The organism is Niastella sp. sgz303648 (genome assembly GCF_059587045.1).
In genome coordinates, this window is the sequence record NZ_JCAPSW010000001.1 from 18193 (window position 1) to 44941 (window position 26749).

At 43.8% G+C, this 26749-nt stretch carries 8 protein-coding genes; all 8 read right to left on the reverse strand.

The window, feature by feature from the left end; genetic code table 11:
- Positions 1-4: 4 nt before the first annotated feature.
- The 8 genes from AC59IL_RS00070 to AC59IL_RS00105 all read right to left on the reverse strand — a co-directional run bounded on the left by AC59IL_RS00070 (position 5) and on the right by AC59IL_RS00105 (position 26728).
- A complete protein-coding gene (locus tag AC59IL_RS00070) occupies positions 5-10468 on the reverse strand; it encodes an RHS repeat domain-containing protein (RefSeq protein ID WP_496550013.1) in 10464 nt (3487 codons plus the stop codon).
- A gap of 38 nt (positions 10469-10506) precedes the next feature.
- Positions 10507-11307: a hypothetical protein gene (locus AC59IL_RS00075; RefSeq protein WP_496550014.1), complete on the reverse strand. Its 801-nt coding sequence runs from the start codon at positions 11305-11307 to the stop codon at positions 10507-10509.
- A gap of 40 nt (positions 11308-11347) precedes the next feature.
- Entirely contained in the window at positions 11348-18247 is a 6900-nt protein-coding gene (locus tag AC59IL_RS00080; RefSeq protein ID WP_496550015.1) for a carbohydrate binding domain-containing protein, read from the reverse strand.
- On the reverse strand, positions 18237-18779 hold the full coding sequence (locus tag AC59IL_RS00085; protein WP_496550016.1) for a hypothetical protein: 543 nt from the start codon (positions 18777-18779) through the stop codon (positions 18237-18239). The genes AC59IL_RS00080 and AC59IL_RS00085 overlap by 11 nt, the downstream gene beginning before the upstream one ends.
- Positions 18780-18820: 41 nt before the next feature.
- The gene (locus AC59IL_RS00090; RefSeq protein WP_496550017.1) at positions 18821-19915 is read right to left on the reverse strand and encodes a hypothetical protein; all 1095 of its coding nucleotides are present in this window, start codon (positions 19913-19915) and stop codon (positions 18821-18823) included.
- A 9-nt stretch (positions 19916-19924) separates the two neighbouring features.
- Positions 19925-22522 carry a hypothetical protein gene (locus AC59IL_RS00095; protein WP_496550018.1) on the reverse strand — a complete coding sequence of 866 codons (2598 nt, stop codon included), beginning with the start codon at positions 22520-22522 and terminating at the stop codon, positions 19925-19927.
- Between the two features lie 397 nt (positions 22523-22919).
- Complete coding sequence (locus tag AC59IL_RS00100) at positions 22920-23945, reverse strand: dipeptide epimerase (RefSeq protein ID WP_496550019.1); 1026 nt, start codon at positions 23943-23945, stop codon at positions 22920-22922.
- Positions 23946-24040: 95 nt separating this feature from the next.
- Complete coding sequence (locus AC59IL_RS00105; protein ID WP_496550020.1) at positions 24041-26728, reverse strand: 4-alpha-glucanotransferase; 2688 nt, start codon at positions 26726-26728, stop codon at positions 24041-24043.
- Between the last annotated feature and the right edge of the window lie 21 nt (positions 26729-26749).

The window sequence follows — 26749 nt, forward strand, 5'->3', positions numbered from 1 at the left end:
TAGCTTAATTTTTTCTTATGTCTGTAACAGTAAAATGCCTTATGCCATTCTTATTACTTCCTTGCAGGGTGTTATCTTTTTGCAAATAAAGGCGATTTTTATCACTTCTTCCTACTTCTTTTTCCTGTCTTGTTCCAACTTCAAAAAACAAATAATAGGTTTGTTTTTTTTCTGCATCATACTTTCTACCAACGATAACAAAGAAATGATCAGCAGCTTCTCCATCGCCTTGCTTATTTCCTAACGTATGATTCGCACCTACCATTACCGGATTGCCTTTGTCCAATTGTTCATCAATGTATTTTACACCTTGCTGAGCGGTTGGCAAAATGTCCAGTTTCTTGTCTGTTGTACTTTCTCTTGCGACTATAATACGCCCTTCTTTGCTTCCTCCCTTCTTTATTCCGAAATCCCTTATTATTTTTTGAGAGGCCCGACAACAGGCCACCTTTGGATTTTCCAGGCTAAATTGACTCGTAAATTTAACTTTTTCCCTTAAATCTATATCTCCATTGTTCTCATTTTGGGGTTTTGAGGGTCCTATTGCAGGCTTTAGGCCCCCATTTGGAGTAAATACATTTTTAATGTATAAATTGGTGTTATTCCCCTGAGACCATCTGAGTAATGTGCCGTAATCCTTGTTTTTTATTGCATCAGCAATTTTGGTTTTATTAATTTCATTTACATCGAATGGCCCCATAATAACTTCCCCATCAATTGCAATTGATTTTTCTGCACCATCCAAATCTATTGACCTTATTACATCATTTTCAGCATAGGCGTATGAACTATTCCAGGGGAATTCCTCAGAAAGGGGATCCACGCTTAAAAATTTACCGATTCTGGTATCGTATATTCTTTCACCATATTCCAATTGATTTCCCTCCCCTTTTACTTCGTTATCATTTTCCTTTCTGTTAAACCCATAACGGTAGTTTCTTTGACCCCATTTACGATCAGGCATTAACATTCCAAAAGAGTAATAATCCTGCGCACTCACTATATCTGCTTCATAATGGTCTATCTCTGAACTATTGCCTAATGAAGGCACACCCATTTTTTTGTCGCTAATTGTAGCCAGTACATTTCCTAAGTGATTAACTAATTCATAATTTTTTTTGCCTGCTATGCCCCATTCACTGGTTCCATTGGCGCTGGAAATGTTTATACCGGGCGTCCACACACCTAAACGGCTGCTGCCATAAAGGTGTTGTTCCTTCCACCATATACCTGCCTGGTTATCCTGTTTATCATTGTAAATGGCGAAAGAAGTGCCCTGAGCATCTTTGGTATACCATGTGATATTAGATACCCCATTTACTGTCACAGTTTTCTTAACCCTGTTTTCTTCTGCATCATATAAATATGAGATAGTAGTACCATCCCGTTTGCTAATTGTTTTTATCTTGCCAAATACGGTCCAGGTAATGTTTGTAATATTAGACGCATCATCAAAAACGACGTTGCCGATCTTGTCATATTTATAATTTTCGATATTAGTTTGATTGTCTACATCTTCTGTACCATTCACTGGTTGTGAATAGTTGTTTTCAGCAATTGCATCCTGTACCTGTTTCAATTGATTATTAGTTAAATATTCCTGGTTATTAACAGGATCAAGTTCTTTTTTATACTGGTAAGTAAGTTGGTCCATGGTCAGGGGCATGTTACCACTGTTTGCTCCATTTCGCAGATAGCTTATTATATTACCATTGCCGTCATAGTTTATACTTTCTCTATAAACGTCATTAACATCCCGGGTGTTATTGTTCCAGGTTGTAGTGGAAGCCGATAACTGATGATATCGCATCTCTTTTAACCTGTTCATCTGATCATAGTGATATGTATAACCAACAGGGTCACTATTCCGGAACTTGCTAAGAGCTACGGTAGTATGGCTAATATTGCCGTTGTATAAATTATTACCCGCTATATCTCCTTTTTGAGATACATATTGCATTGAAAACGCTGAAGCATTACTGCCACCGATTGGCTGGTAATCATTTTGATAATATCCCATTGTAAAGGCTAAAGCATCTCTTGCAATCGGATTATCGGCTGTGTTGCCATCAGTGCCCATTTCGGTAGCAGCATTCAACTTATGGCCGTTAATTCCTTTCATCCAACCCTGCAGCGTAAAGGCATAGTCAAGTCCTTGTACCTTATTTTGCCCTAATTCAATACGTGCCAGCGGGCCATGTAAATAGTATTGGTAAAATGCATCCATCTGTCCGTTCAATAACTTGCTGCCGTTTGGTTTTATTGTTGCCTGTGTCCCTGAATAGGTTTCAATAAGCCGGTTCTCAGAGTCGTATTGATAATCATAATAGAACTGATCGTTTTGGCCATCCTGATAGCGAACAAAATTAGTTTTGCCGCTTGCCAGGTCATATTCATAATCTATGCGCTTAAGTGCCAGGCCGTCTACCTGTTGCCACAATGTTTTTACATTGCCTGGCAAATCATAACTATAATAAGTTCCCTGTAATATTGGTCCGGCAGCTGTTTCCTTATAAAATCTGGCACTAACACGTTTGCGCAGGTTTTCCTGTAATAATCCGGTTTGTACTCCACTGGCTGCTGCTGGTATTTTATCATATATGGTTTGGATAATCTGAGAATTGCTGCCGCTGTTTGTGAATTCATCAATGGTTTGCTGACTTAGAAAACCTGGTGCCGGCAATACTTTACCATTGCTCTTTTCTCCTACTTCTACAGTTCGCCCCATTGGTTCGTATAGTGTATATGAATACCTATTAGGATTAATATTGTCATGCGGGGAATGCTGTTCTTCATTTTGTGAGGCAATTAAACGATTTAATTCATCATACCAGAAATAACTCAAGCCACCATCCGGCGATTGTTGTTGTACCACGCTATTGGAACTATTATAAGCATAACTACTCACCAGCCTATGCCTCGGGAATATTCCCTGCACCGCATATTCCAGCGGTACCACATCGGCCACGGGTGAGGTCACGGAAGTCCAGCTGTAATTACCTGTCATGTGCACCGGTATATGCGCGCACGTCATATCGTACAGGTCAGCTCCATCTTCGCGGCTCATTGGCCAGTATGCTACCAGTCCGGCTGTTGATGGTGGTATGCTGCGGCGATAATCGGCACTGATGTCGGCCTGCGAGCGTGCAATATTCCAGATACGTACTTCGTCTAAATTCCCTTTCATTACTCCATAGCCACCTGTGCAGAAGTTATAGCTTGGGCTTACCAGTGATTTCTGACTTTGAAGACCGGTTCTTACTAATTGCCCGTTTATATATAATGAAGGTATTTTATTGTTGTACACTACCGCAACATGTGTCCAGGTGGTAATAGCGCCACTCCACACCAGTAACGGTGGTATGTATCCGTCGGCATGTTCATACACACTTACGCCATTGGTACCAACTGAAATACCCATGCCTGCACGACCTGTACCCGCTAAACCACCCCATGCAGGGAAAATTACAAATTTTTGTCCGCTGGTGCCTGCTGAGCCGGATGTTGATTCGGCATCTATCTCATGGGCTTCCTGTGGTTTTACCCAAAGTTCTACAGTAAAATTATTGGTGATGTCATTGAATACCCTGCTATCTCCGTCGGCTAAAACACCATTCACCGCCAGGGCGCCACGGTTGCTGATGGTACGCGTTTGAGCCGTATTGGTACAGGTTGAAGGCAGGTTCAGCCTTGCCCACATTACCAGCGGACTGGTTGTTACAGAAAGCAATCCTTCGGGCGCCCGGCACTGATTGGCATAGTTGGTCAGTATTTCTGCAACGTCGGCAAACCGGTCGTAAATACGCAGATGTCTTAACTGACCGATATCTTCGGCCGGTAAAGTATAACCTCCGGTGATCTCCCAGTCAAAGGGATAGGGTGGCGCCGAACTATACGGTATCAGCGTTAGTTTATGGCCATCGAGGTACAGGTCCCAGTCGCCGCCGGTAAAGTCGTTGCCCTGAATAAACAGGTTCGACCAGGGTTGTAAAGATATACTGCTGATATCGGCCACGGCCTGATTGGAAAGTGTAAGCGATATGTCGCCATTGCCGGGCTCCATGGTATAAAGCTCAACCCACAGTTTATTATTGGCAATAGCTGCCTGATAAAAATATTTATTATCGGGTGTTACAAAACGAACCTGCCGGGTAGCGCCGCTGCCATTGAGCCACAGTTCCATCGATTTTACTTTACTGCTTTGCAATGCACTGCTGAATGCATTAAAGGCAACGGTTTTGCTTTCGGTGGCGGGTGTTCCAAAGCCACTGCAATCGACCACCTCATCGGTTTTACGAAACTCATCTACCAGGTCTACTTCCTGATCGCTGAGCAACCGAACGCCTTCGGGCGGTACTGTTCTTACAAGGTTACCGGCCTGATCGTAGTAATATAAAGTATAATGATAGGTTTGCTGTGCACTGGTAAGCCGGACACGTGCCTGCGCCTGCGAGCAGGTGTTTACATAATTGAGCCTGAACAAACGTTTCTCTTCGGCAATATACTGGTCGTAATCGCGGCGGCCGTTTACGATAGCTGCAGCCACTACTGTTTTCACGCAGACATAGCGGTCAACCTCTACTTCGGTATACGGCGGGTTATTGCAAAGAATGGCAGAGCCATTTGTTTGCAGTGCTATTTCATAATCCTGATAGCGGTAATAAGCCATGCCAAAACCCCAGCGGTGGTTGAGGTAATTGGCCAGCATATCGGGATAGTTGGCATGGTTTACATCGAGGTTGCCACCCATTTCAGAGGCCAGGGCTGCTTTGGCGGTATTATAATCCGAAGCGGTAATGCAACCAACAGCGCCCGGTTCCATAAATACAGGAAGCGGAATATCCTGATCGAGTATATAACGGCAATTATTGCACGATTTAACAAGCATATCCAGTTGGGCGCTTGTGAGGTTCATCGCATCGCCGTATTTATTTTTCAGATAGTTAAATAAATTACTACCGCCGGCATCGGTAATCAATTGTTGCAAGCGGGTGCACAATGCGGCATTGGTGCTGCCAAGCATTTTTGATACCGTTTGTTGTTTGGGTTCATAGGGATGTGGTTCATCGAGCAACCAGGGGTTACAGATCATTGTAGGCGCACTGATGCCGAGCACCTGCAAAATAGCCTGTTTAAAGGAAGCCGTTCCCGTAGCACCGGGCTTAATGGTGCTGGCGCCATAAGGATGATCGAGGTCGCCGCCGTTCTTACATACTTCAATCAACGCGTTTCTCAGATCGGTTTTTTTAGCAGGATACAATACCGTGCATGCATACAGTTGCTGCATCCATTTATCGGCCTGTTCTTCGCAGCTGGATTTTATCTGATCGCTTATGAGTGAGTTGTTCTCATCCTGCATGGTCTGTAGCTCCTGCGATGTGGTACTATACTGGTAATTAAATTCGGGGAAACGTGATTTTTTATAGGCGTATGCTTCCGGACAAGGCGTTGCAAGCCAAACATTACTAAATGGAGTGGATGCGCTTTTACCGGTTTGTACCGTATTGGGAGATTGATAATTGTAAGCTATAAAATCGCGCTGGTGCACAGCCCGTTCTTTGGTACTATCGGTTTCGAATGCTTGTCGCAGCGCTATTTCTTCATTTTCGGCAGCAGATAAAGTGCTGTCGCCATTATCGATATGGGTGGCTACCCAAACATTCTCAAATTGAATAAATGAGCTTTTACCTGTATATACGGAAAAGCGTGGCCGGTAACTATAGGCGGTAAAACCGGTACGGGGAGCGGTGCGAACCAGATAACCATGCCCGTCACTGGCTTTTTCCCAGGCCTTTTTATCGGCACTGTCTGCATTTTTTATCAGGTAAATAGAACTGTTGTAATAATCTTTAAATGCGTTTGCATCAGTTGCAGCTACTACCTGTTGAAGCGTGCTGTTACCGGGTATTGCTTTTTTATTGGTTGCTGGTCCCGCTTTTGCCGTCGGCGAGTTACCCTGTCCTCCTCTCTTACAATAGAAACAAGAACCTTCGCATTCAATCAACCATACATTGTATGGATAAAAAACGGTGCTTCCATCGGGAAAGTGTATAGTAAGACATTCATAAAAAGTAGAATAGGCATTTGGGCAATAGTTATTAGTGTTAGGCGGATTATCAAAATCGCCCGGAATTACCCAATAAAACTTATAGTAATTATCATCAAGCTGATAATAATAAACATCATTCAGACCGTCAATTCGACCGGTTACATCATAGTGAGAATAAACACAGGGATCAAAATACTGACAGTAGGATACCGTAACGTTATAATACATTTTTATACTACCATTATAGTTCAACTGAAGGCACGGAGTCCAGTAATGATAACTATCCTGGCAATAAAAAGGCGTTATCTGATAGTCCGGTGGTGTTTCCGCAAATAGTTGAACAAGCTGTCCGTTACTTAACCTGTATACATCATAATACACTTTGTTTACGGCATCAAGATAGCCGGATGGTCCGTCGGGACAAATACTACATTCTGTAACGCGTGCGTTAAGGAACAATACCGAAGAATTGGTATTGCTTACATTCATTTTCAAACAGCTGTAATACTGCGAAGGGGTAGCTGAACAATTCGGAGTGGCGCCACCGCCCGATTGCAGCGATATATAATAGTATTTGCCATTGGCATAGAAGGTATAGGGATCGATCTGTTTTGCCACTTCATAAGTGGTTGGCGAGGCGCACATATTTTTCTCGCAACCAATCACCCATACATTAAAGAACTGTACCGGTATGGTAGAGCCGGGCATGAAGAGCTTAAAACAATTATAAAAATTTTTACGAACAATGGTGCCATCAGGGCAATACGGGGCATTGGCCGGCTCCTGGGTATATATACCGGGTACAATGGAATAGGTAGTAACGATACCGGTTGGCGTAGACACCTGAAATTTAGTAGATGACAGCTGTTGCACATTACCGGTTAACGATAAGTCACCGCTGGTGCCGCCGGCAATACAGGTAGTGGGTGGATTGCCGGTACAGGTTACTCCTCTTACTTTTATAGAGGGTACCAGTATTTTATCTGATATACAGATTAACTTCTCTGATTCGCCAATGGCAAAATTTACGCTGGTTGTTCTGGTATACAAACCAAATTCAGCCGGATAATACAGGTCAACGGTCATTGGTCGCGGTGCAGCGCCTTTGGCGAAGGATATGCGAACAGTTTGAATACCGGCATCATTGCAGGTATTGCTGCCGGTTACTTTTTCAACCGTAAAATCATTCCTGGTAGCGCATGCACCCGATGGGCCGTAAGGTGTACCTACCGGACAACTGGCGGCACAGGTGGTACTGTTCCTTAGCAGCTGGTAATATTTTTGTTTTAACTGAAAGTAGATGTCTTTATACTGGCTCCATTCCTTATCGGGCACGCGGCAAACGGGTACCGGCGAACAACCATTCCAGCTGTCTGTTGAAATACCTGCATTGGTGCTGCCATCAAGATCACTGCAATACATCAGGTAATCGATCACCTGGGTAAGGCCTTTTACTGTAGCGCCGGCGGCGGTAACGCCCATGATACGACTGCTGAACTGCTTCAGGTCGTTTTGCATGTCGGGGAAGTAAGTACCTCCGGGTGCTCCTGGCTGAAAGAAAGGATCCTGAGCCAATAACCAGTCTCCATTGTTATAGTCATATTGCAATCCGCTGGTGCGGGGTATATTCGGTATATCCGATGCTTTGGTGATGAGTGTTTGCACCTGATCGTCCCACATGATATAATTGCTGTTGGCGCTACAAAAATCGAGCTTACATTTTTCGGGATGCCATTGAATAAATTTAGCGGCCCAGTCTTCGCGCCAGTATTTAACGAGCATCTCAAGGGTAAAGGAAGCATCGTAGGGAGAAGTTTTATTGCCATTTTCATCATAAATGGCTTCTGCTTCATACTCTGCTGATCCGGGGTCTTTTACGGGAAACACTTCTCTCCAGTGAAGAGCAATAACATTGATATCCTGTTCAAGCGGTGTAAACGGATCAGTTCCAAACAGCGCGTACTGTCCGCCCGGTGTTACATCATCGAGCATCATTTGCTCATACTTCGAGCAGGATGATACCATACAGCTTGCTCTGAGCGCAATGCATTGTGCACGTAGCTCATTGTACTTTGTGCTGATTATATTATTGAGAGTAGCGTCGTTTGGATCATATTTAACACTATCGTCGGTTAATTTGCCCTTGATTGCCTGACTGAACTCGGCCAGCGTTCCCAGGGCCACTTCACAGGTATTGCAGTCGCTAAAGCAACCGTTAAAATCGCTGCTGCTCAGGTAATCATTTACAAAATTCAGTTCGGTACGCAGCGAGTTGTTTGCCTGACGTTGGGTAATGTAGGCTTCGGTATAATCGTCAATTGCTTTATTGGTAAGCTTAAATTCAAAGCTGATATAATATTCCCCGATCTGATTAAAAGTAACGTTGAAGGAACTGCTTTGTGTACCGCTATTATTGCAGTCACCGGTTAATGACCCGATGGGTATGGGCATGGTGAGGCCTGTAGGAACTTCCTGTCCGCAGTCGTTGGTTACATGAATAGTAAGATCGTAGTAACAATTGCTGCACACCTGAAAAGCGCTGCCCTGATAGGTATAGATCAGTTTTTGAATGTCGTAATTAAAAGTAGCGTTGGCGTTCAAAACCGAATTGAGATAGGTAGTTTTGGCATACAGACTTAATGCGGTAGCATCAAATGTAAATTGCGAAGGCCGAAGAATGGTAAAGGTTTTGGCTTCGGCAACAGGTTGCGAAGCGAGGGCATCCAGCCCTTCAGGTGTACCGCCGGTGAGTGCCGTAGCAATGGTTTTACCACTGGCATTTACATATGTTACACTGATCTGTTTATTGGGATCTACCACCATATTTTTCATGTAGTGGTGGGCGTAACCTACATCGCTACCAAAGAGGCGATCCAATTCCCAGGGTTCGGGTTTACCATAATAATATTTGGTAACATGGCGACCGGTTATACCGGGTTGAAAAACGGGCCCTACCCCACCCTGGGTGCGAACACGGCCGGTATTGTCGTTTACATATTGGATAACAGATAAAGGATATCCATTGGCGTGTGGTATATACTTATTATATTTTTTGTCGTTGTAAAACTCGTTTTTCTCAGAATAATACCGGGCAGCGCCGCTGATCCTATTCAATGTATCGGGTATGTTTTCACAGAGCTCACCGATGGCGCCTCGAAGATTACGATAATCATAGGAGGCGCCATTTCCATTGAGATTGAAATTAGGATAAAAATGGAACTTATAGTCTTTGGTGGGTGCGGGCAGAATACTGGCTCCCGCACGCCCAAACTCATCGTATACGGTTTCCTGTACCACGGCCACGTTATCTGAATTATTGATGGTAACCATTTGCCGGTTGCGCAATGAGCCATCGAAATAACTTACCACTTCTTTTTTCTTTCCTTCTTCAGCAAAGGCGGCCGAATACTGCCAGTTCAGTTTGTCTTCATGCCATAAAGGGATTGTCCATATGGCATAACCGGTTGGCGTACCGTCTGGGGTTGTAACCTTATAATCCCAATCATCTTCATTGCGATATCCATTGGTATAATGCACCTGGCGCATGCGTACCATAATGTATTTGGCATTGTACACCATAGTAATGTCGTAGGTATTGGCTGCCGTGGTAATACGGGTGGCATTATTGCGGAAGAGGCCGTCCAGTACATCGGCGCCCGGTGTTTGATTGGCCAGCACCTGGTTAAGCAGTGGTTGTTTATCTGTAACATTCTCATCGAACACCGCCCATTCAATATCGTATTCTGCTCCATCAATAGGAACCCATGTAAGATGCAGAAAATTATCGCTGATGCCGGAACCATTTGTTACAGACAGCGCACTCATCTTACTATCTGATGCAACATTTTCTGTTGACGAGCCAGAAAACGAACCTGCAAATTCTATACTTTTTTCAGGATGATATGCATAATCACGATCAATCACTACCTGGCTGGTAAGCTGCAACACAGGCGGAATATTCTCTCCCAGCTCAGGACTGCTAATACTGTTCACCGTTATCTTAACCCAGTACCCGTTGCTGAACGGGTATACATCTTTGGCTTTATAGGTAGCACCGGAATCAGGCGAAAAATTGATCTTTAATTTAACGCTGTTGATGGTCACCGGTTCAGCCTGATCAGGCGTTGAGAAATATTCTACTTTCAGATCCACTTCACAGCTAAAGGCTTTGTTCATCACCACCGGCGTGTCGTAGGTAAGCTGTAACGACACAAAATTCTTTACCGTGCGGTTGGTGATCTCGTTCCAGTCGAAATACGGATTGCGAAACTTCTCATCCTTTACGATCAGTGAATCGCCTTTTTTAAAAATGCCTTTCAACTGGTTCTGATAAGGTTCAACACCGGCAAATGACTGCAGGCTGCTTACCACCGTAAGCAGTATTAAAAGGAACCGGTTTAGCCTGTTTTGGTGGATCATGAGTATGGTGATTTGATCGGTGATCGGTTAGCTTTGCTTTACTGGTTAATCAGTTCATAATCGTGGTACGCCGGTGTAACTTCCCATTCATCCTGCTTTTTCTGAACAAATTTGTGTGTGCTCAGGTAATGACCTGCATCCGGATCATCATTCCAGTCTTTTATAACCAGCGTTATCCATTTTTCTTTATCGGCGTTCATAGGATCGGTTACATCGGCCTGGCGCATAAATATTTTTTTCACCTGACGGCTCACACTATCATACTGAACCGATAATTCTTTATAGGAAATGTGGTTAGGGTTTTGCATGCTGATGGTAAACAACCTGTTGCTGCCGGTTTCTTTTGTAAACACAAATCCTTCGCTGCGGATATAATCGTACAATTCATTTACAGGCAAACCGGGCGACTGTATTACCTGTTTTGATTTGGACAGTAACATTTTTTGAGCAGCATGGTCAACGAAAAAATAATGTTCATCGTTGTTGATGGTTTCGGTTTTTCCCATTTGCAGATAGAACTGTTTTCCGTTTTTGCATACAGTATAGGCAACATCTATCATGGCATTGGCCGAATCGGTTTTATCGAGGGCCGTCAACAGGCCGTTGAGGTAATAACTGGTATTCGTGGTGTCGAATGGTTTTAACCACGATAACATTTCATTCATTAAAGCCTCCTGCGCAGCATCTTTTTTGTTGGCTGTTTCCTCTATGGCACTGCTTTTTTCGGGTTGCCGGCCCAGCCACTTCTTAATGCCGGTTGTATTGGCCACTGCAATAGCACCCGCAATTACAGGCACTGTAATCAATAACAGGATGCGTATTTTTTTTGAAGTACTCATAAGCACTTTTTCTTATTCAATTTTGTTACAAATGGCAGTACTACTGTTTTCTTTTATAGGACGATCTGTTTTCCTTTATGGTCATAATGCCTCTTTCAGTTTCTTTCTTCACCCGCACCAGCGATCCTTCGTCGTCGTACTCATAAAATGTGGCAAAGTTGTTTTCATCCATTTCCGCCATCAACCGCATGGTTTTGTCGTCGTATGCATAGGTTTTCATATGCGCATCGAAGGGGTGAATACGCAGGTCGTCGAAATACACCGTACCTCCTGCCGGTTGCACAAGAATGCTGATAGAAGTATTGTTAGCGGAAGCAGGGATATCAATAATGCCTTCTACCTGTTTCCATTTTTCCACTATTGCTTTCATAGTAAGGGTAACAGCAGCTCCATTAACAGTAACCGTGATGCCCGGTGTATTAGTAGTAGGCTGATTATCTTTCACCCAGGCACTGAATACATATTTTTTGTTGGGCTGAGGTTCAAAGCCAATGGGATAAATACCGGTTCCCGGTTTGATACTGTATTCGCCTTTACAATTGTTGGCCAGATAGGGCACCTGCCTGGTTTCCATGCTATGAACAGTAGTAGTAAGTAAAATGCCTGCAGCCGGTAAATTGAGAGCGTAATTACCGGAGTGTGTAAAGGCGCCGGTTGTTTGCGGCAGCAGATCACCGCCCGGATTTACTCTGAATACCGGATCGCACACATCAGGTGAATTGCCGCTGATGCAACCCGACCTGAAACGGATATCTTCAAAGCTTTCGAAGTATATATCCCTGAACCTTGAATTGGAGGCAACTGCACCAGGCAAATCGCCCCTGAATACAAAACCAGCAGCACTATAACGACCAAGGGCATCTTTGTTTTCCAGCTCCTGCCCGTATTTATCGTATAATGTAATGGTATTAGCGGTCACCCATTCCGGTACGGTAGTGGAATCCCATTTTGAATTGCCGTAATTGTAATTGAAGAAAGGTCTGAATAATTCAAAGTAGCCGGCGTTTTTAACATCTACACCTAAAGGTTCTGCATTGAACAGGTCGCTGTATTTTCTGTTCACCTGGTATACTTTGCTTTCTTTCGGCCGCCAGTTACCACGGTAACCGTTTACAAATGGGTTTATCACTTTATTTACCGGCATCTGGCAGCTTTTGCAGGAATTCATGGGCAAGCCATTGGGGCAGGTATACCTTGCAACAGCGTCTGAAGTGCCAACTTTCCTGAACACCTGCACATCGGCGCCTAAAAGTGAAGCTGTTGAGAACAGGATTTTGGCCTTTTGAGGTATATCGCTGCTTATAAGCTCTTCGAAAGTATTATTGTAGATTTCCACGCCTACAGAAGCCGGACCCAAATCGTTTTTAAATTCAACCCTTAATGTGTGTGTGCAGCTTGCTGAAAGCGTTATTGGTTTTACATGCCACGATTGATAAGCGTCTCCATATTCGTAATTCGGAAATTGATTCCACAATCCTCCGTCGATATATATGCGTATTCTGTTGTCACCGGCATATCCAATATAGTATTGTTTTGTTTCGGGAATTGATATACATTCTTCAAAAGCGAGCCATTCACCGTCAATCAGCTCGTCAGTACAAGGCCATACACCAACCCTTGCCAGTTTGCCGCACTTATCGCCACAGGCAACGTTTGGTGTTTGATTCGTTCTGCTACAGGTTTCAGCCGGCACAGCTGCTGCTGAAGCATCAACCGCTACACGGGCATTAGATGCAGCCGCACTTGAATCGTATTTGGTGGCCACTCTGGCTGCTACACCTGCAGGGCATGCCGCACAGGCTCCTCCCCAGTAATCTGATTTTATTATAACACTATCTCTTCCGTCGGGTGTAAAAATTTTTCCTCCGCTTGTGCCATAAGCCGCCAGCCACCCTGCACACAGTCTGAAGCAGTATTGGGTGTTTTCCACCGGCTGCGCTACGCAGGTTAATCCATCTGAACTCAATGTATAACCAGCCGGACAAGTAGCGCAGGCAGGTTTAACGCCCCACTCTTCCTCAAATGTGGTAGCCGATGCCGTTAATACTTTCAGCGACGTTCTATCAGCATCCCTGGAGAACAAAACATATTTTTTGCCGGTATTCAAATCTGCAACCGCACTGATCGGGTCGTTCATACAAACAATACCTGTAGCCGGTGGCGTAAGCATATTGCGGTAACCCGAACGAAGTATTTTTACTGTGCTGCCAATATTGTTGACAATATTTCCATACCTGTCGACCAGCTTTTTGGTTGATAGCAGATTAGGATTACCATCCGGGGAGCTTTGAATGATCCAGCACATATTGCCGTTTGAAATATCGACCAGCTCATCGCCAGGGTACAGTAAATCATTATAAGTACTGTTCGATATCGTGCCATCGGTATTAACCCTAAAACTCTGGATAAGGGTCCCGATATTTTTGTAAGCCCCGCCCATGGCCGGATATATCCAGTAAGCAGGGAAATTAACCGTGTATACCGGCTTATCGAATTCATTTTGGGTTTTCGATATCACTACTTCGCCGGTTAAGCCATCATAAGCAACGTTTTCTGTGGAAATGGATGAACCATTTTCGGTTTTTACCACTTTATCGATGATGCCATAATATTGTATCACCTTCATGGTGCAGGCGCTGCGGAACAATTTGTATTCATTGTTTTCCTTACTGGGCCAGTGTGGTAAAAATCCGGGTACACCAAAAAATGGCAGCGGAAACACATCGCCGCCCGTTTGAATGGTTTGACCGGTAGATGATGTTTCCTGTTCACGCATATCGGTGAACATTTCTATTTCACGGCCAATGACCTGGTTTTCGTCAATCTCTCCTTTTTCATTCACCACATTCACCACATTCCTCAATTTCAATTCGCCCGCATTCAGCGGTTCGGTATTATAGAAATATTCTGTGGTAGAAATTTCGGCATTGCTTTGATTGAATATGCGTGTGGCTTTGGGTTTGCCATGCATATCGTTCAACTCAATAGAATAACCCTGTGAAAAGGTCAGCTCGTGAATACTGTTCGAGCCCAGCAGCGAATACCATCCCGAAGGTCCGCGCTGGTTTACTTTATTAGAGAGTGTTTTAACAATTACCGGAAATTCTTTCGCCGTGTAAAATTCATTGACTACATATCCTGTTTTTTGCTGCGGGTCAGGATTGCCGGTTGCATCAAGATCACGCACAGTTACTTTGCTGTAGCCAACACTGGCGCCGGGGAATAAAGATTCGCCAAACGGTTCTTCGAGGTTATAAAAGTTATTGATCGCCCCTTTTATTTTTTGAACATAGGGAACCGGCTGATGTATGGGATTTTCATCATTACCTACCGATGGCTCATAACTGGCTACCCCACTGCTGATCTCTTTGTCGCCCAGCATCGTGGTATATTTATACTCCTGGCCGTACGAAGCGCTGACTGTACTGGCATTCCCCGACATATCGGCCCATTTATCAGAGATCGCGATCTTTTTAACCCTGGAACCACCTCCGAGTTTTATACCGTCAATTTCTGTTATGCGTACAAAACTTTTGGCAAGATTGAAGTTGTTACAAAATGTTTCTTTAGAAGCTCTCTGGTAAAACGAACGGCGTAATTCATCGAGATTTTTGGCAGCATTTACTATTGCCGTTACAGCTGCTTTAACTGCTTTGGCTGCATCGCCTGCTTTAACCCTGTTTTTATAACCGGGATAGGCATAACGCGGATATTCCATACGCAACTTTTGCCAGGCCGCAAGCAAAATGGGGTTCATGGTAATTTTACCATCCGTAATTTTTTCGAATATTACATTTACCTGTGTTCCCGAAACTTTTACATCAACCACTTTGGCATAACAGGGAACAAAGTCATAATAGGTTTCGTTAAGCGGCTGGTTTTGGGCATCTATTCCACCCTCATTTACAAAAAGTTTGGTATACAGGTAATCGGAGCCATTCAGGTAGGCTTTCTTAAACCAGTCTCTGTCGTTGGGTGGGTCAGTTGATTTTTTTCCTTCCGGTACCGTTAACTGCAATCCGAACGCATCAATTAAACCGGGTGCCGCATTGCCATTTATATCTTTAATCAGTTTGTCGAAATGCACCATCGCCATCGCCCGCTTATTCTGCACATACGCATAGTCGTCGCTTTCGTAGGTTACATTAATTTCTCCGCCGGTGGGCAGCTCAATTTTGGACAACTGCCAATACCCTGCTGCAATATCTGCTTCGGTTTTATTGGTAGTGCTTCCATTTCTATCCTGATTGTCATAAGGAAATTCATCATTGCGCAGCGGAAAGCCATTATTGCTGTTCGCGTCGCGCGATTTGTAGGTTCCCCAGCGGTCGGTTTGCAAATTACCATACGCCACCGGATCAGCATTAACCTGATCGCCATTATAATGAAACAGGTAAGGATGTGCAATTCCTTTAGGCGAATTGCCATATTGGAAATATACTGTGTCTAAGGTTAATTTTCCGTTTTTGCCGCCTGCCCTGCTATTTGGGACATTTGTACCCAGATTATAGTTATACTTCAGCTTTACTACTTTAATTGGTCGCGTTAAATCGGCTTTTGAGTAAAGACGAATCTCAGTTAATCTTTTTTGCTTTTTATTCAGATCAATATCCCCCCAAACATCTAATACACCAAAGCCATCCTGTCTGTCTTCTGTAATAAAGTAGGCGATCTTTGTTTTGGTTTCAATAGAATGCAGGTACCACAGTTCTTTTTTACCAAATACAACACTGGCTTTGTCATCGTCGGGATCAGCAAGCAATCCTTTGCTCATAGTAAAGTTTTCCTTGCCGTATGGAGAGCGCCAGTAATAAAGCCAGGGCGCCTTCGAATAATTGAATTTAATAGCTGTTCCGCGATCATCATCGGTAATGCCATCTCCGGTTACATCTACATAATCAGGCGAAAGAATAGCAGTTAATAAATAGCTGGTGGCATAACCGGGCTGTTCATCTTTGTGCAGGTAATTGTCGTTTTCATCGCTTTTATTTTGTACAACATCATTGCCATTCTTTGTAATTTTTATCAGGTTATTGACATTATCCCGTGTTCCATAACCAGCATCATTAATGGGATGGCCAATGGCAAATGAATATTCTGTTTGCCCGGCATTATATACCGGTATACCATATACACTTCTTTTGCCGCCTTCATCGGTTACAGTAATCTCTGAAATATGATGCGCTTTACGGTATTGAATTCCTTCTTCACCTGCTCCCAAACGGCTTTCTGTTTTCGCAGCAGCTAACTGATGGCAGCTATTCGGCGTAAATGCCTGATCAACGGATATAAAAGGATACGAATTGATTGTTTTATCCAGGCCCGCAACACTTGCTTCTTTGGCAGTGAGATAAGAAATAGCAACGCGTTTCTTTTGTTTATCTGTTTTTTGAATGGTTGAAACAGGCAGTGTAGTGTTACCAGCAATCCTGAAGTTCCCCGTAGCTGTTTTGCTGCTGATATCAACGGCTACAGGTTGTGTTCCTTTTAACAAAGAAACCATGTTGTTGTCTTCAAGATTTTTTTCACCTACCTGTTTAAAAAATACGTTCTCTGCATTGGGGTTAGTAGTAGGTGCATCCTGAAAATCGCCTTTTGGCAAATACGAGTTATCTTTTGTCCATTTACGGGTTGCGTTCTTTACCGATTGTTCATAATAAGTGATACCGCCGTGTGCATAGCCACCGATACCGGCGTCAAAACCGAGTGTTTGCGTGGTTGATTCATCAATGGCCTCGTTATCGAATAAAACGCCGGAACCTCCACGATATAATCTGAACTGGCCGCTTCCTCCCTGGCTTGTGTATGAGAAAATATCAGGCGTAGCTACCGGTACGGCCAGGTTTGGCAGTTCGGGCATGATCATATTTTCCTTTTCGCGTAAAAAGTCCATCATGGCATTGGCCTGCTTTTTACCGCGCTCGGCATACAAATAGCCAAAGGCGCTATTGGTTAGTGTGCGTGATTTTACTTCACGAACAGATTTATAACCTGTACCACCGCCCCCGGCAAATACCAACCAGGCTGCGCCTCCTATATCAAAGCTGAATGAACCGAAGTTTGACCGGTAAGGCACCTGAATCTTCGGTTGTACGGGATCGGTATTATATGAAATGGTAGAACCGCCCAATTCGTAACTGGCGCTGCCGTTCTTTACTTTTCCTGTTTCTGATTCCTGTTTTTGACCCGATACAGAAAAAGAAGAACCAAGTGTAAGTCCTTTTAATCCGCCACGTGTATTATAACCGATCGAAGCAGATAAACCGGGTGATGCAGTGGTATTATCTGCTACCTGCATTTTATACGAAAGCGAAAGTGAGGGCGTAACATCTACACCGCTTTGGGTGCTCGACATCAGTCCTACACCCATACCTGCCGTAAGGGCGCCGCTTCCCGCAAAAGAATATGAAATACCGGCATTAGCGCCCAGTTCGGCGCCGATACCTGTGTAGTTATCACTGAACACACCCAGCGAAAAAGAACCATTTACGCCCAGGTCTTTTAAAACGCCTTTACCTTTTATTTCTACTTTAGCGGTCAGGCGACCGCCAACGGTTACTTTGGGTTTGGTATAGTGTTCGGTAACATAGGCATCGCCGCTCATATCATCGGGAATACCGCGTAACTGGCGGTTGATGGCGCCCACGTTCAAATTCCAGCCAAGGCCAACCCAGCTCGCTTCGTCATCAATACCTGAGCCTGAGGAGTAATTGAGGTTCAACGGATACCCGTCAACATCCATAACCGGTAAATTATAGCTAAAGTTACCTGTGAACAGGTCGACCATATCGCTCACACCGGCCTGCTTAAACGAAGAAGCTTCGGGTTGCGAAGGACCCGAAGTTAATGCCAATGCGGTTACCGGCAGCAGGGTTTGTACCCCTATAACTATTAACAGGAAGGCGGCAATAGGTTTGCGGTACTTTATTCTATGCTTCATTTGCATAACATTGCAATGTTTCTATTTCATCAATTTTGATTCGGTCAAAAACAAATACCTGTTTGGTGTTGGTGAATAAGCGGTCGAAGAATATCACCTTAACCTGTTTGCCTGGCGTAAAATCTTTTTTGGCAAATACCAGCAGGTATTCAAAGCTTTTATGGTTACCGGTAACTACCGGTTCTACCAAAACGGGGGTCAGGCGTGGCAGCGCTTCGGAAGTGGCAAACAAACTATCCAATCCGTAATACAGTGCTGTTTTATCGCCTGCCGTTTGTGCATTGTTTTCAGGACATACAACCTGTAATTTGAAATAATAAAAAGCCGTATCCCTTGCCGTTGGCAGTGAATCATCCTTCATTAATACCGAGGAAGGCACGTATGAAAGCTGCAGCGAGAATTTGTTTACTTCTTTTTGTTCAGCCAGATCCTTCCGGCCGGCCGAATAAATACGGGCAATTTTCTCCTTGCAGGTTTCGCGGCAACCGGTAGCAATAAGGAGTGCCGTAAAACAATAAGCAGTTAGTTTCATCCGCATTGGGTTAATTAGTTTAAGCAGGACGGATGTTTGTTTCATGATCCAGATTTATACAAAAACCGTAATTTTCTTTCGGTGTTATTGGGTAATCGTACAGTCATGATATAATGATACCCATCGGTGAATGAGTCGTTTTCCGACACATCGATCACAATATTGTTATTACCTTTTTTCAGCTTAACTTTTGGAAGATGCTTTACAGCCTGGTCGGGTTTGTTCAAACAAAAGATCGAGTACTGCAGGTTGGTTTCTTCATATGCATTATACACGGCAAACTTTATTTTGCCATTCGCTATGTAGTAATTGCCCCTTGCCAGGTCTTCGATATCCCTGAAACCGTCGTCTTTGTCGACTTTCGGTGTGTCGTTACATTTTATTGTAAACTCCCATATTTCTGACCGGTTCAGGATCATTCCTTCTTTATATACCGTTACCTGCCATGCATAGGATTTTCCTTCTTCCAGCTCTTTGGCAGCAGGCGGATAAATTAGCATGGACGACAAAATATTCGACTGATTGATAAGTGGAAGATTATATACCAATGCTTCACTGGCCGGCTGTCCTGATTTCATTTCGGCTACTGTAACGCGGTATTGCGACCCCGGAATGGCGGGCAACGAAGGCTGCCAGGTAAAAGATGGGCGTTTTTCGCAGATCTTTTCTTTTAAATAGGGTTCAATCAAAAACAGCGGGGTCAGGGGTTCTACCAAATAATCGAAGCACTGCTCGCCCAGCATTTCGCCCCTGCCCGTTTTATCCTGCCGGTATATCTGAAAGCAATATTCATATTCGCCTTCGGGAAATACACCGCTTTGCCTGAGCAACCGGGCAAGGTTATTTTCTGAGAATCTGATAACCGCTGCCGATACCGCATTTCGGTCGATACTGTTTACACCCGGCATCAGATTAAAAGGAGCCGTACTGATCATCACCACTTTGCCCGATTTTTTTTCGGTTACGGCAATGTCGATCGAAACGGTTTTTGTTTCAGCGGTTGCATTGGTAAATTTTGCCAGCAGTAAGCCATCGGTGGTGCGTCCCTGCAATTCAGGTACAAACTGTACAATTATTTGCGAACGGCTAATGGTACACAGGCTGGTGCAAAAAATTATTATAAATAGTTTTCTCATAATTCAGCATCATTTGATCTGGTAACGAACAGACAGCTCGCCGCGGAAACTGCCATACAAATAAGCATTTACAGGCGTAATAAGATTTTTACGGCAATCGATATATAAGCCAACTGAACAGTTCTTCAACACCATGGCGTTCACCGATTGTCTGATGCCCACCTGCCGTGCTGCTATGGAATTGTTCAGGTATGTAAGGGATGAATTGAGCGATATTGTTTTGAACAACGGATACCCCGCTCCTATTTCGGTGGTAAACAGGTTGCCCATTAATTCATAATCGGCAATTTCTTTATTATAGAAGGTGTTCATCATCAGCACGGTTGAACCCACTGGTACCGATGTTGACCATTGCATTAACAACAGATTGCTTTGTCCGCCTTTTTGAACGGCGATGTTATCGAACTGCTGCCAGCCGAGTGAAAAATTAGTGCGTTGCGACACCCCCTTTACAGGGCCTGAATATTGCGCATCGGCCGTTACTTTGCGACTTACAAACATTTTTTCTTTACTGTCTGCATCTTTGCGCACTAACTGATACTGATTGAACTTTCCACCAAGTGTAAGTATGCGGCTGAAGCGGTAGCGTCCCTGCAGATCAAACTGCATGTTGTTCCATTTCAGATTTCCGTCGCCGGAATAATTATAAATACGATTGGCGAACCGGGCCTGCACATAACCCTTTCGGGTGATCTGCTTGCGTAATTGCATATCATATTGCCAGGACCCTTTTGAAGCAGAAGGGTTGCCGGGGTTGGTATACCCAAAACCTGCATATGCAACATGCACATTATGCGAAAGGCCTGCTTTTTCCCATTCATCCATATACCGAACGCCTGCCGAAAGCGTTTGGAACAAATCGTCGGTATAGCTGAATACCGCGCTTTTATGTTCCATTACTGTATTGGCATCGGGCGATACGGTATTTTTATATTGTGTAGCCGATTTTGACAGTTCGGCTTCTACCAGTCCGGCCCTGCGTACTTTAATTGATTTTGAAATAGTACCTGCAAAAATATTTCTGGGTAATGCCAGCTGTGAAAAATAAGCTGTATTGGGCGAGGTGGTATTGCTGTTCATTACGGTTACGTGGGTGCTGTTCTTTCCTTCTTCGCCTTTTCCGAATTGTAAGAACTGCATAAACGAAGCTGAGCTCATGAGCGAATTTTGTAAGCCGGCATCTTTTAAAAAGCCGCCGTCTTTAACCTGGCCCAAACCACCCGAGAATGTATTTTTATTTTTAAGAACCGATAATGCAGCACCTCCGCGAAGTAATGTGTTTACTCCTCTTTCACTTCCATTCATACCAAACGTACCGGCATTCATTGCACCTACATTGGTAAAGAACCGTTGCAGTCCATTTAGCGGTAATAAGTTAGAAGCGGCTTCTTTTATTACCTGCGGTTGTTTCAGGCTTTCTTCGGCCTGGGCATTCATATGCTGCTGCAGTCGTGTAACCTGGTTAGCGTTGATACCGCTGGCAGCCATTTTATTTTTTAAAGACCCAATTTTATTGCTGAGTTGCTCCATCGACGACAAATAGTCGCTCTGGTTTTTCATTTGCTGCAGCAATGAATCTTTTTGCTGAGCGGTCATCGAAGCGCCATGTTCATCGAGTAATTGCTGCGATCCCTGCAGGCGTTCACGAAGGGCCTGTATTTCACCGGCCGGCATCAGCTTTTCTTTTATCTGATTATTGTCGAGCTTCAGCAGTTCATCGTTCGAAATTCTTGCTTTTACAAAAGCTTCGGGATCAGGAATTGCATCGGTTGTGGCACCTTTTATTTGCTGCGTCACTTCGCTGTCGAAATGTGTTTTCACATACGATAGCATGTCCATATCTGTCAGCAGGTACTTCTTCATATTATAATACTTCCCCAACTTTTGCTGCAGGCCCTGCTGAAACCCGTCTTTGTCGAAGGATACTTTCATGAGATTGTTGTACTGCAACGGCGTATAGTCATTGGAGAGATTTGAAAACCCAACCTGAAAAGGAATATCCATCAGCATTACCTGGTCGCTTACCTGCAACTGGTGCATCCATGGAGCCGGGGTTATTTGGGTATTATCGTGTACAACGTTGTATTCAATACCACTGAAATGATTGTTCAGGAATTTATCGAATGTAGGTATCTTAAAAGATTCCTTTCCATTTACCGAATAAAAACCGCGTATTTTACTGCCAATAAATTTCTGCAATGAACCTGAGTCGCGCGAAACCGAAAAGCTTTTCACTATTTTATTTACCCGGTCTGTTCCAAAATTGTTCTTTACATAATAAAGGAACTCCCCCATAACAGAATCCTTCATGCCACCAAAAGCAGTTTCTTTTAGTTTGCTTTTAAAAAGTGTATCCAACCGGGTTTGACTCGTTGCAAAACCGTTGGGAAACAACCTGCGGTGATTCAGCGAATCGACCATATTATTATACATGGCTTTATCGGCAATTAAAGGCAGCGCTATACCCGAAGACAAAGAATCCTTTGCCGGCAGCTTTAAGCTGGTTGTATTTTGGGCCTGCACGCTGATTATACCTGATAACAGCAATGCCATTATCAATACACTTTTTCGGTTACCCGAAAGGAATAATATTTTTTTATAAGGCATATAAATTCTTTACAGCCAAAAACTGGCATAACAGCAATTGTGAAAAAGGGAAAACCTTTCGCAGCGTTATGAAAAAAACAATAGTAACAGCTGTGCTAAACTGCTATGAATAATCGGGGAGTAAAGATGTTGACGGGAAATAGTGTTCGAAACAGTAAGTGATAACAGGCAATTTGGTATTGCGCGAAACGTGAGGATAAGAGGTTAACATGGTCTCGGTTTCGTTTTGGTTAGGAAATTAAATTAACAGGTCCCTTGCTTGGTGTTTCTGAGTACCTTAACAGTTTAAAAGTAACACTTTTAATATATCACCTAATTATTTTTGATAGCCGTGCAGTTTAAACAATAAGTGTGTTATTTTGGGCGATAACTGTGTAAGTGACCTGCGGATGTTACATTAATTAAAGGCCTTATCTGTTACGGTTATACCAAGTCCGGCCTGACTGGAACAGGTAACTTTTCCATAATCAAATTGTAAACCGGTTGCACTGTCTTCGGCGAGTAATAAGGGGCCATCCATATCAACATAATCGAGTAAGGGAGCCAGGTGTGCAATGGCGGCAGAACCAATAGTGCTTTCGTTCATGCAGCCGATCATCACCTGCATGTTGAGCGAGCGGGCATTGGTGATCATGCGGCGGGCAGGTGTAATGCCGCTGCATTTGGTGAGCTTTATATTAATGCCATGAAAATGTTCGTGGCACTTTTGCACGTCTTCTTCGGTTACGCAGCTTTCATCGGCGATTAATGGCAATGGTGATTCGTTAAACAACCGCTTCATTCCTGCCCAGTCATCTTTAGCCAGCGGCTGTTCTACCAGCTCAACCCCCAGGTCTTTAAGCACCGGTATTTTTTCAAGGGCTTCATCAACCGTCCAGGCAGCATTGGCATCAACACGCAAAACAGCATTGGTATGTTTTCGTAAGGCAGTTACAATGGCTATATCCTGATCGGTACCTACTTTGATCTTATAAATGGGCCAGGGCTTTTCCTGCATCTTCTGCACCATTTTTTCAATGGTGTCGATGCCTATAGTGTAATCGGTAGGGGGTGCTTTTTCCATATCCAGACCCCATAGTTTATACAAAGGTTGCTGACGAATTTGACCGTACAGGTCCCAGGCTGCTATGTCTAATGCACAAACGAGGAAATTATTTTGCGGATAAAGATGGTGCAGGTAATGCCAGTAACGTTCGGGGTCGGTAAATGCAAATTTTTCAACGAACATTTTTTTGCGTTCAAGGTCTTCGATCATTTTTTCGACCGGAATATTATAATAGGCAATGGCCGGCGCTTCGCCATAGCCATATAAACCGCGGTGTTCGAGCTGAACAATCAGAGAAGGTTGATGGGTTTTGGTTCCTTTTGAAATAGTAAAAGGGTATGTGAACGGAAAACTGACTGGTTTATATGTTACTTTCATATTGTAAATATCGAATGTCGAATGCTAAATGTCGAAATGAAGAACCTTCAAATTTCGACATTTAATATTGGATATTCAATATTCGATATTAATTTTTAGCGTCCTGCATCATTTATATACTCTTCTATTTCCGAGTTAAATTCTTTTTCCTTTAGCAATTGTTCAAGTGTAATGTGCATGCGATAGCGCCAGTAATGTTGGGGATTAGCAGGCACGTTTATGCGCTCATCATGCGGGTTCTCCCTGCGCAACGTTTCATTCATGCCCAGCAGGTCCTGCAGCTGAAAGGTAACCCACAAAGCGGGCGATTCAAAATGCTGAATTACGATGGCCTTATTTATCCATGCTTCGCAGGTAGATGGCGCCTCGCCCCACTGCCCTAATACATTGTTGTAAAACCGTTGCGTTTTTATGCGGTCTTCTTCCCACCATCCGCGAAGGGTGCTCATATCGTGGGTTGAAGGCGTAACTACCGATAAATACGGCGCATGTGCCGGATGAAAAAATTCGGTATGTATATCTTTCGGCATGCGTTGAATTTCCAGACTTATAATTCCCAGCTGTTTCATTACGATTGGTACGCAATTCGGAACCATGCCTAAATCTTCGCCGCAAATAAGCATATTGGTCGACCGTTTCAGTGCCGGTAATTTTCTTAACCCTTCTTTCATCCAGTAAAAGTCCTGCCTGCGGTAAAAATAATCTATGTACAGATCTTTTAGTTTATCCTGTATGTAGGTTTCGAGGTGCCTGAACGAAGCGGTGCTTTCGATACTTATTCTGAAGTGAAATTCCCTGCCCTGCGAACCTGGTTCTTCAAACAAAATAACATTCGATATGAGGTCGTATAATCCCTGCCGCAGGTGATTGTTATCTTCGCTTAATTCGAGTTTGTTGAAATATGCTTCAACCTGCCGTTGCGTAGCAAACTCCGGCTTTAACGTGTACTGGTTTCCGGGACCATCTAAAAATGGTTTGAACTTTTCTGTATTCGGACCAAACAGCTCCCACAAAACGGTATCGTTGATAAAGGGCTGGCAATACCTTATATCGTTAAACCAAATTCCCCGTTGTTCAAATTCTTCGATGTGTACCGTAGCGGCATGTACAAAATGTCCCATGATGCCTTCCACGGCATGCAAAGGAATACTCCATATACGAAAGAACCCAAGAATATGATCTATACGAAAAGCATCGAAATAATTGCTCATTTGTATAAACCGCTGGTGCCACCATTCGTATCCGTCGGCTGCCATGCGGTCCCAGTTGTAAGTAGGAAATCCCCAGTTTTGTCCTTTCACCGCAAAATCATCGGGTGGAGCGCCGGCCTGCATTTCAAGATGATACAGTTCCGGTTCAACCCAGGCATCACAGCCATAGCGGTAAACACCAATGGGAATATCGCCTTTTAAAATAATACCATTCTTATGGGCATATTCTGCAGCATCCTGCAGTTGCTGATGAAGGTGGTATTGGGTGAAATAATGGATGCCTATATAATCAGCTGATTTGCCTTTTGCTGCAGCCAGTTTCTCAATGGCTTCTTTTTTGTATTCGGTGTATTGCTTCCATTTATTAAAATCAGAAGTGCCATTATAGTCGCGCAGGTAGCAAAAAACGGCATAAGGCACCAGCCAGTGTTTATTGTTCTCAAAAAACTCAAGATAGTCTGCGTCCTTTGCCCACTCTTCTTTTTGCACCATGTACAATTCTTTTATAGCAGCGAGTTTTAGTTTCATCACTGCTTCATAATCCAGCTCGGCCAGATCGTTGAGTTGTTTTTGCTTTTTCTTCAGTGGCTTTAATAATTCGGCATATTCCTTTCCTGCTACTTTGGTAAGATTCAGGTACAAAGGATGCAACGCAAAAGCCGAAATGGCCGCATATGGATATGAATCAACCCAGGTATGGGTGGCGGTTGTATCGTTCACCGGTAAAATCTGGATCATTTTCAGGCCTGTTTTTGCGGCCCAGTCGACCAGTAATTTCAGATCGGTGAACTCACCCGTTCCGAAAGAATTTTTACTGCGCAAACTGAATACGGGGATCACTACACCGGCGCCCTTCCAGGTGGTATTGGGTAAACGAACAAACCCATCGTGTAATATAGTAAGGGTGTTCGTAAGGGCATCACCATGCAGCCAGCGGTTTTCACCATCTTCGAACCGCTCGAAAGTTTTGTTTTTTATATTGTAAACGCCGTATTTGTATTGAATGGGAAATGATTCTTTGGGAAGCTGCAGTTTTATTGTCCACCAGTTGTCTTCACGGTGTAATATCACGGGAGCCGATTCGTCCCAGTCGCCCATATCCCTGGTGCTGCCAGATAAACAAATCACTTCATTTTTTTTGAGCAGCGGCGATTTTACTTTAAAAACATGGGTGGGGTGTTTAACGGCTTTTGCTTTGATGCGTGTTTCGTTGTCTTTTAGCAAAATCTGCTGAAAAGGGTCGGTATAAAACGCATTTTCAAATTCGCCGGGATGGTTCCAGGTATCAAGCACCTTTATTTCCTGCATGGGATTTTTGGTGATGTCGATCGTTTTATTGTCGTCCCATTCCAGCTCGCTGTACCCTTCCTGGTTTTTAAAAACGTAGCTGTAGTGAATGGTATCGGTTTGGGGCGAATTGATCGTAACGGTGCCTGTCCAAAGGTCATTGTTCAGCCAGGTTAAGGGGATCGCTTTTTCAATGGTAAAATTTCCTAATTCTTCGGTATTGCCCGTAACCAGCAGAGATTCGCCGGGCCGGGTATAAAACCTGATAAAAAAATGAATCGTCATATTGCAGTATTTAACTGTACG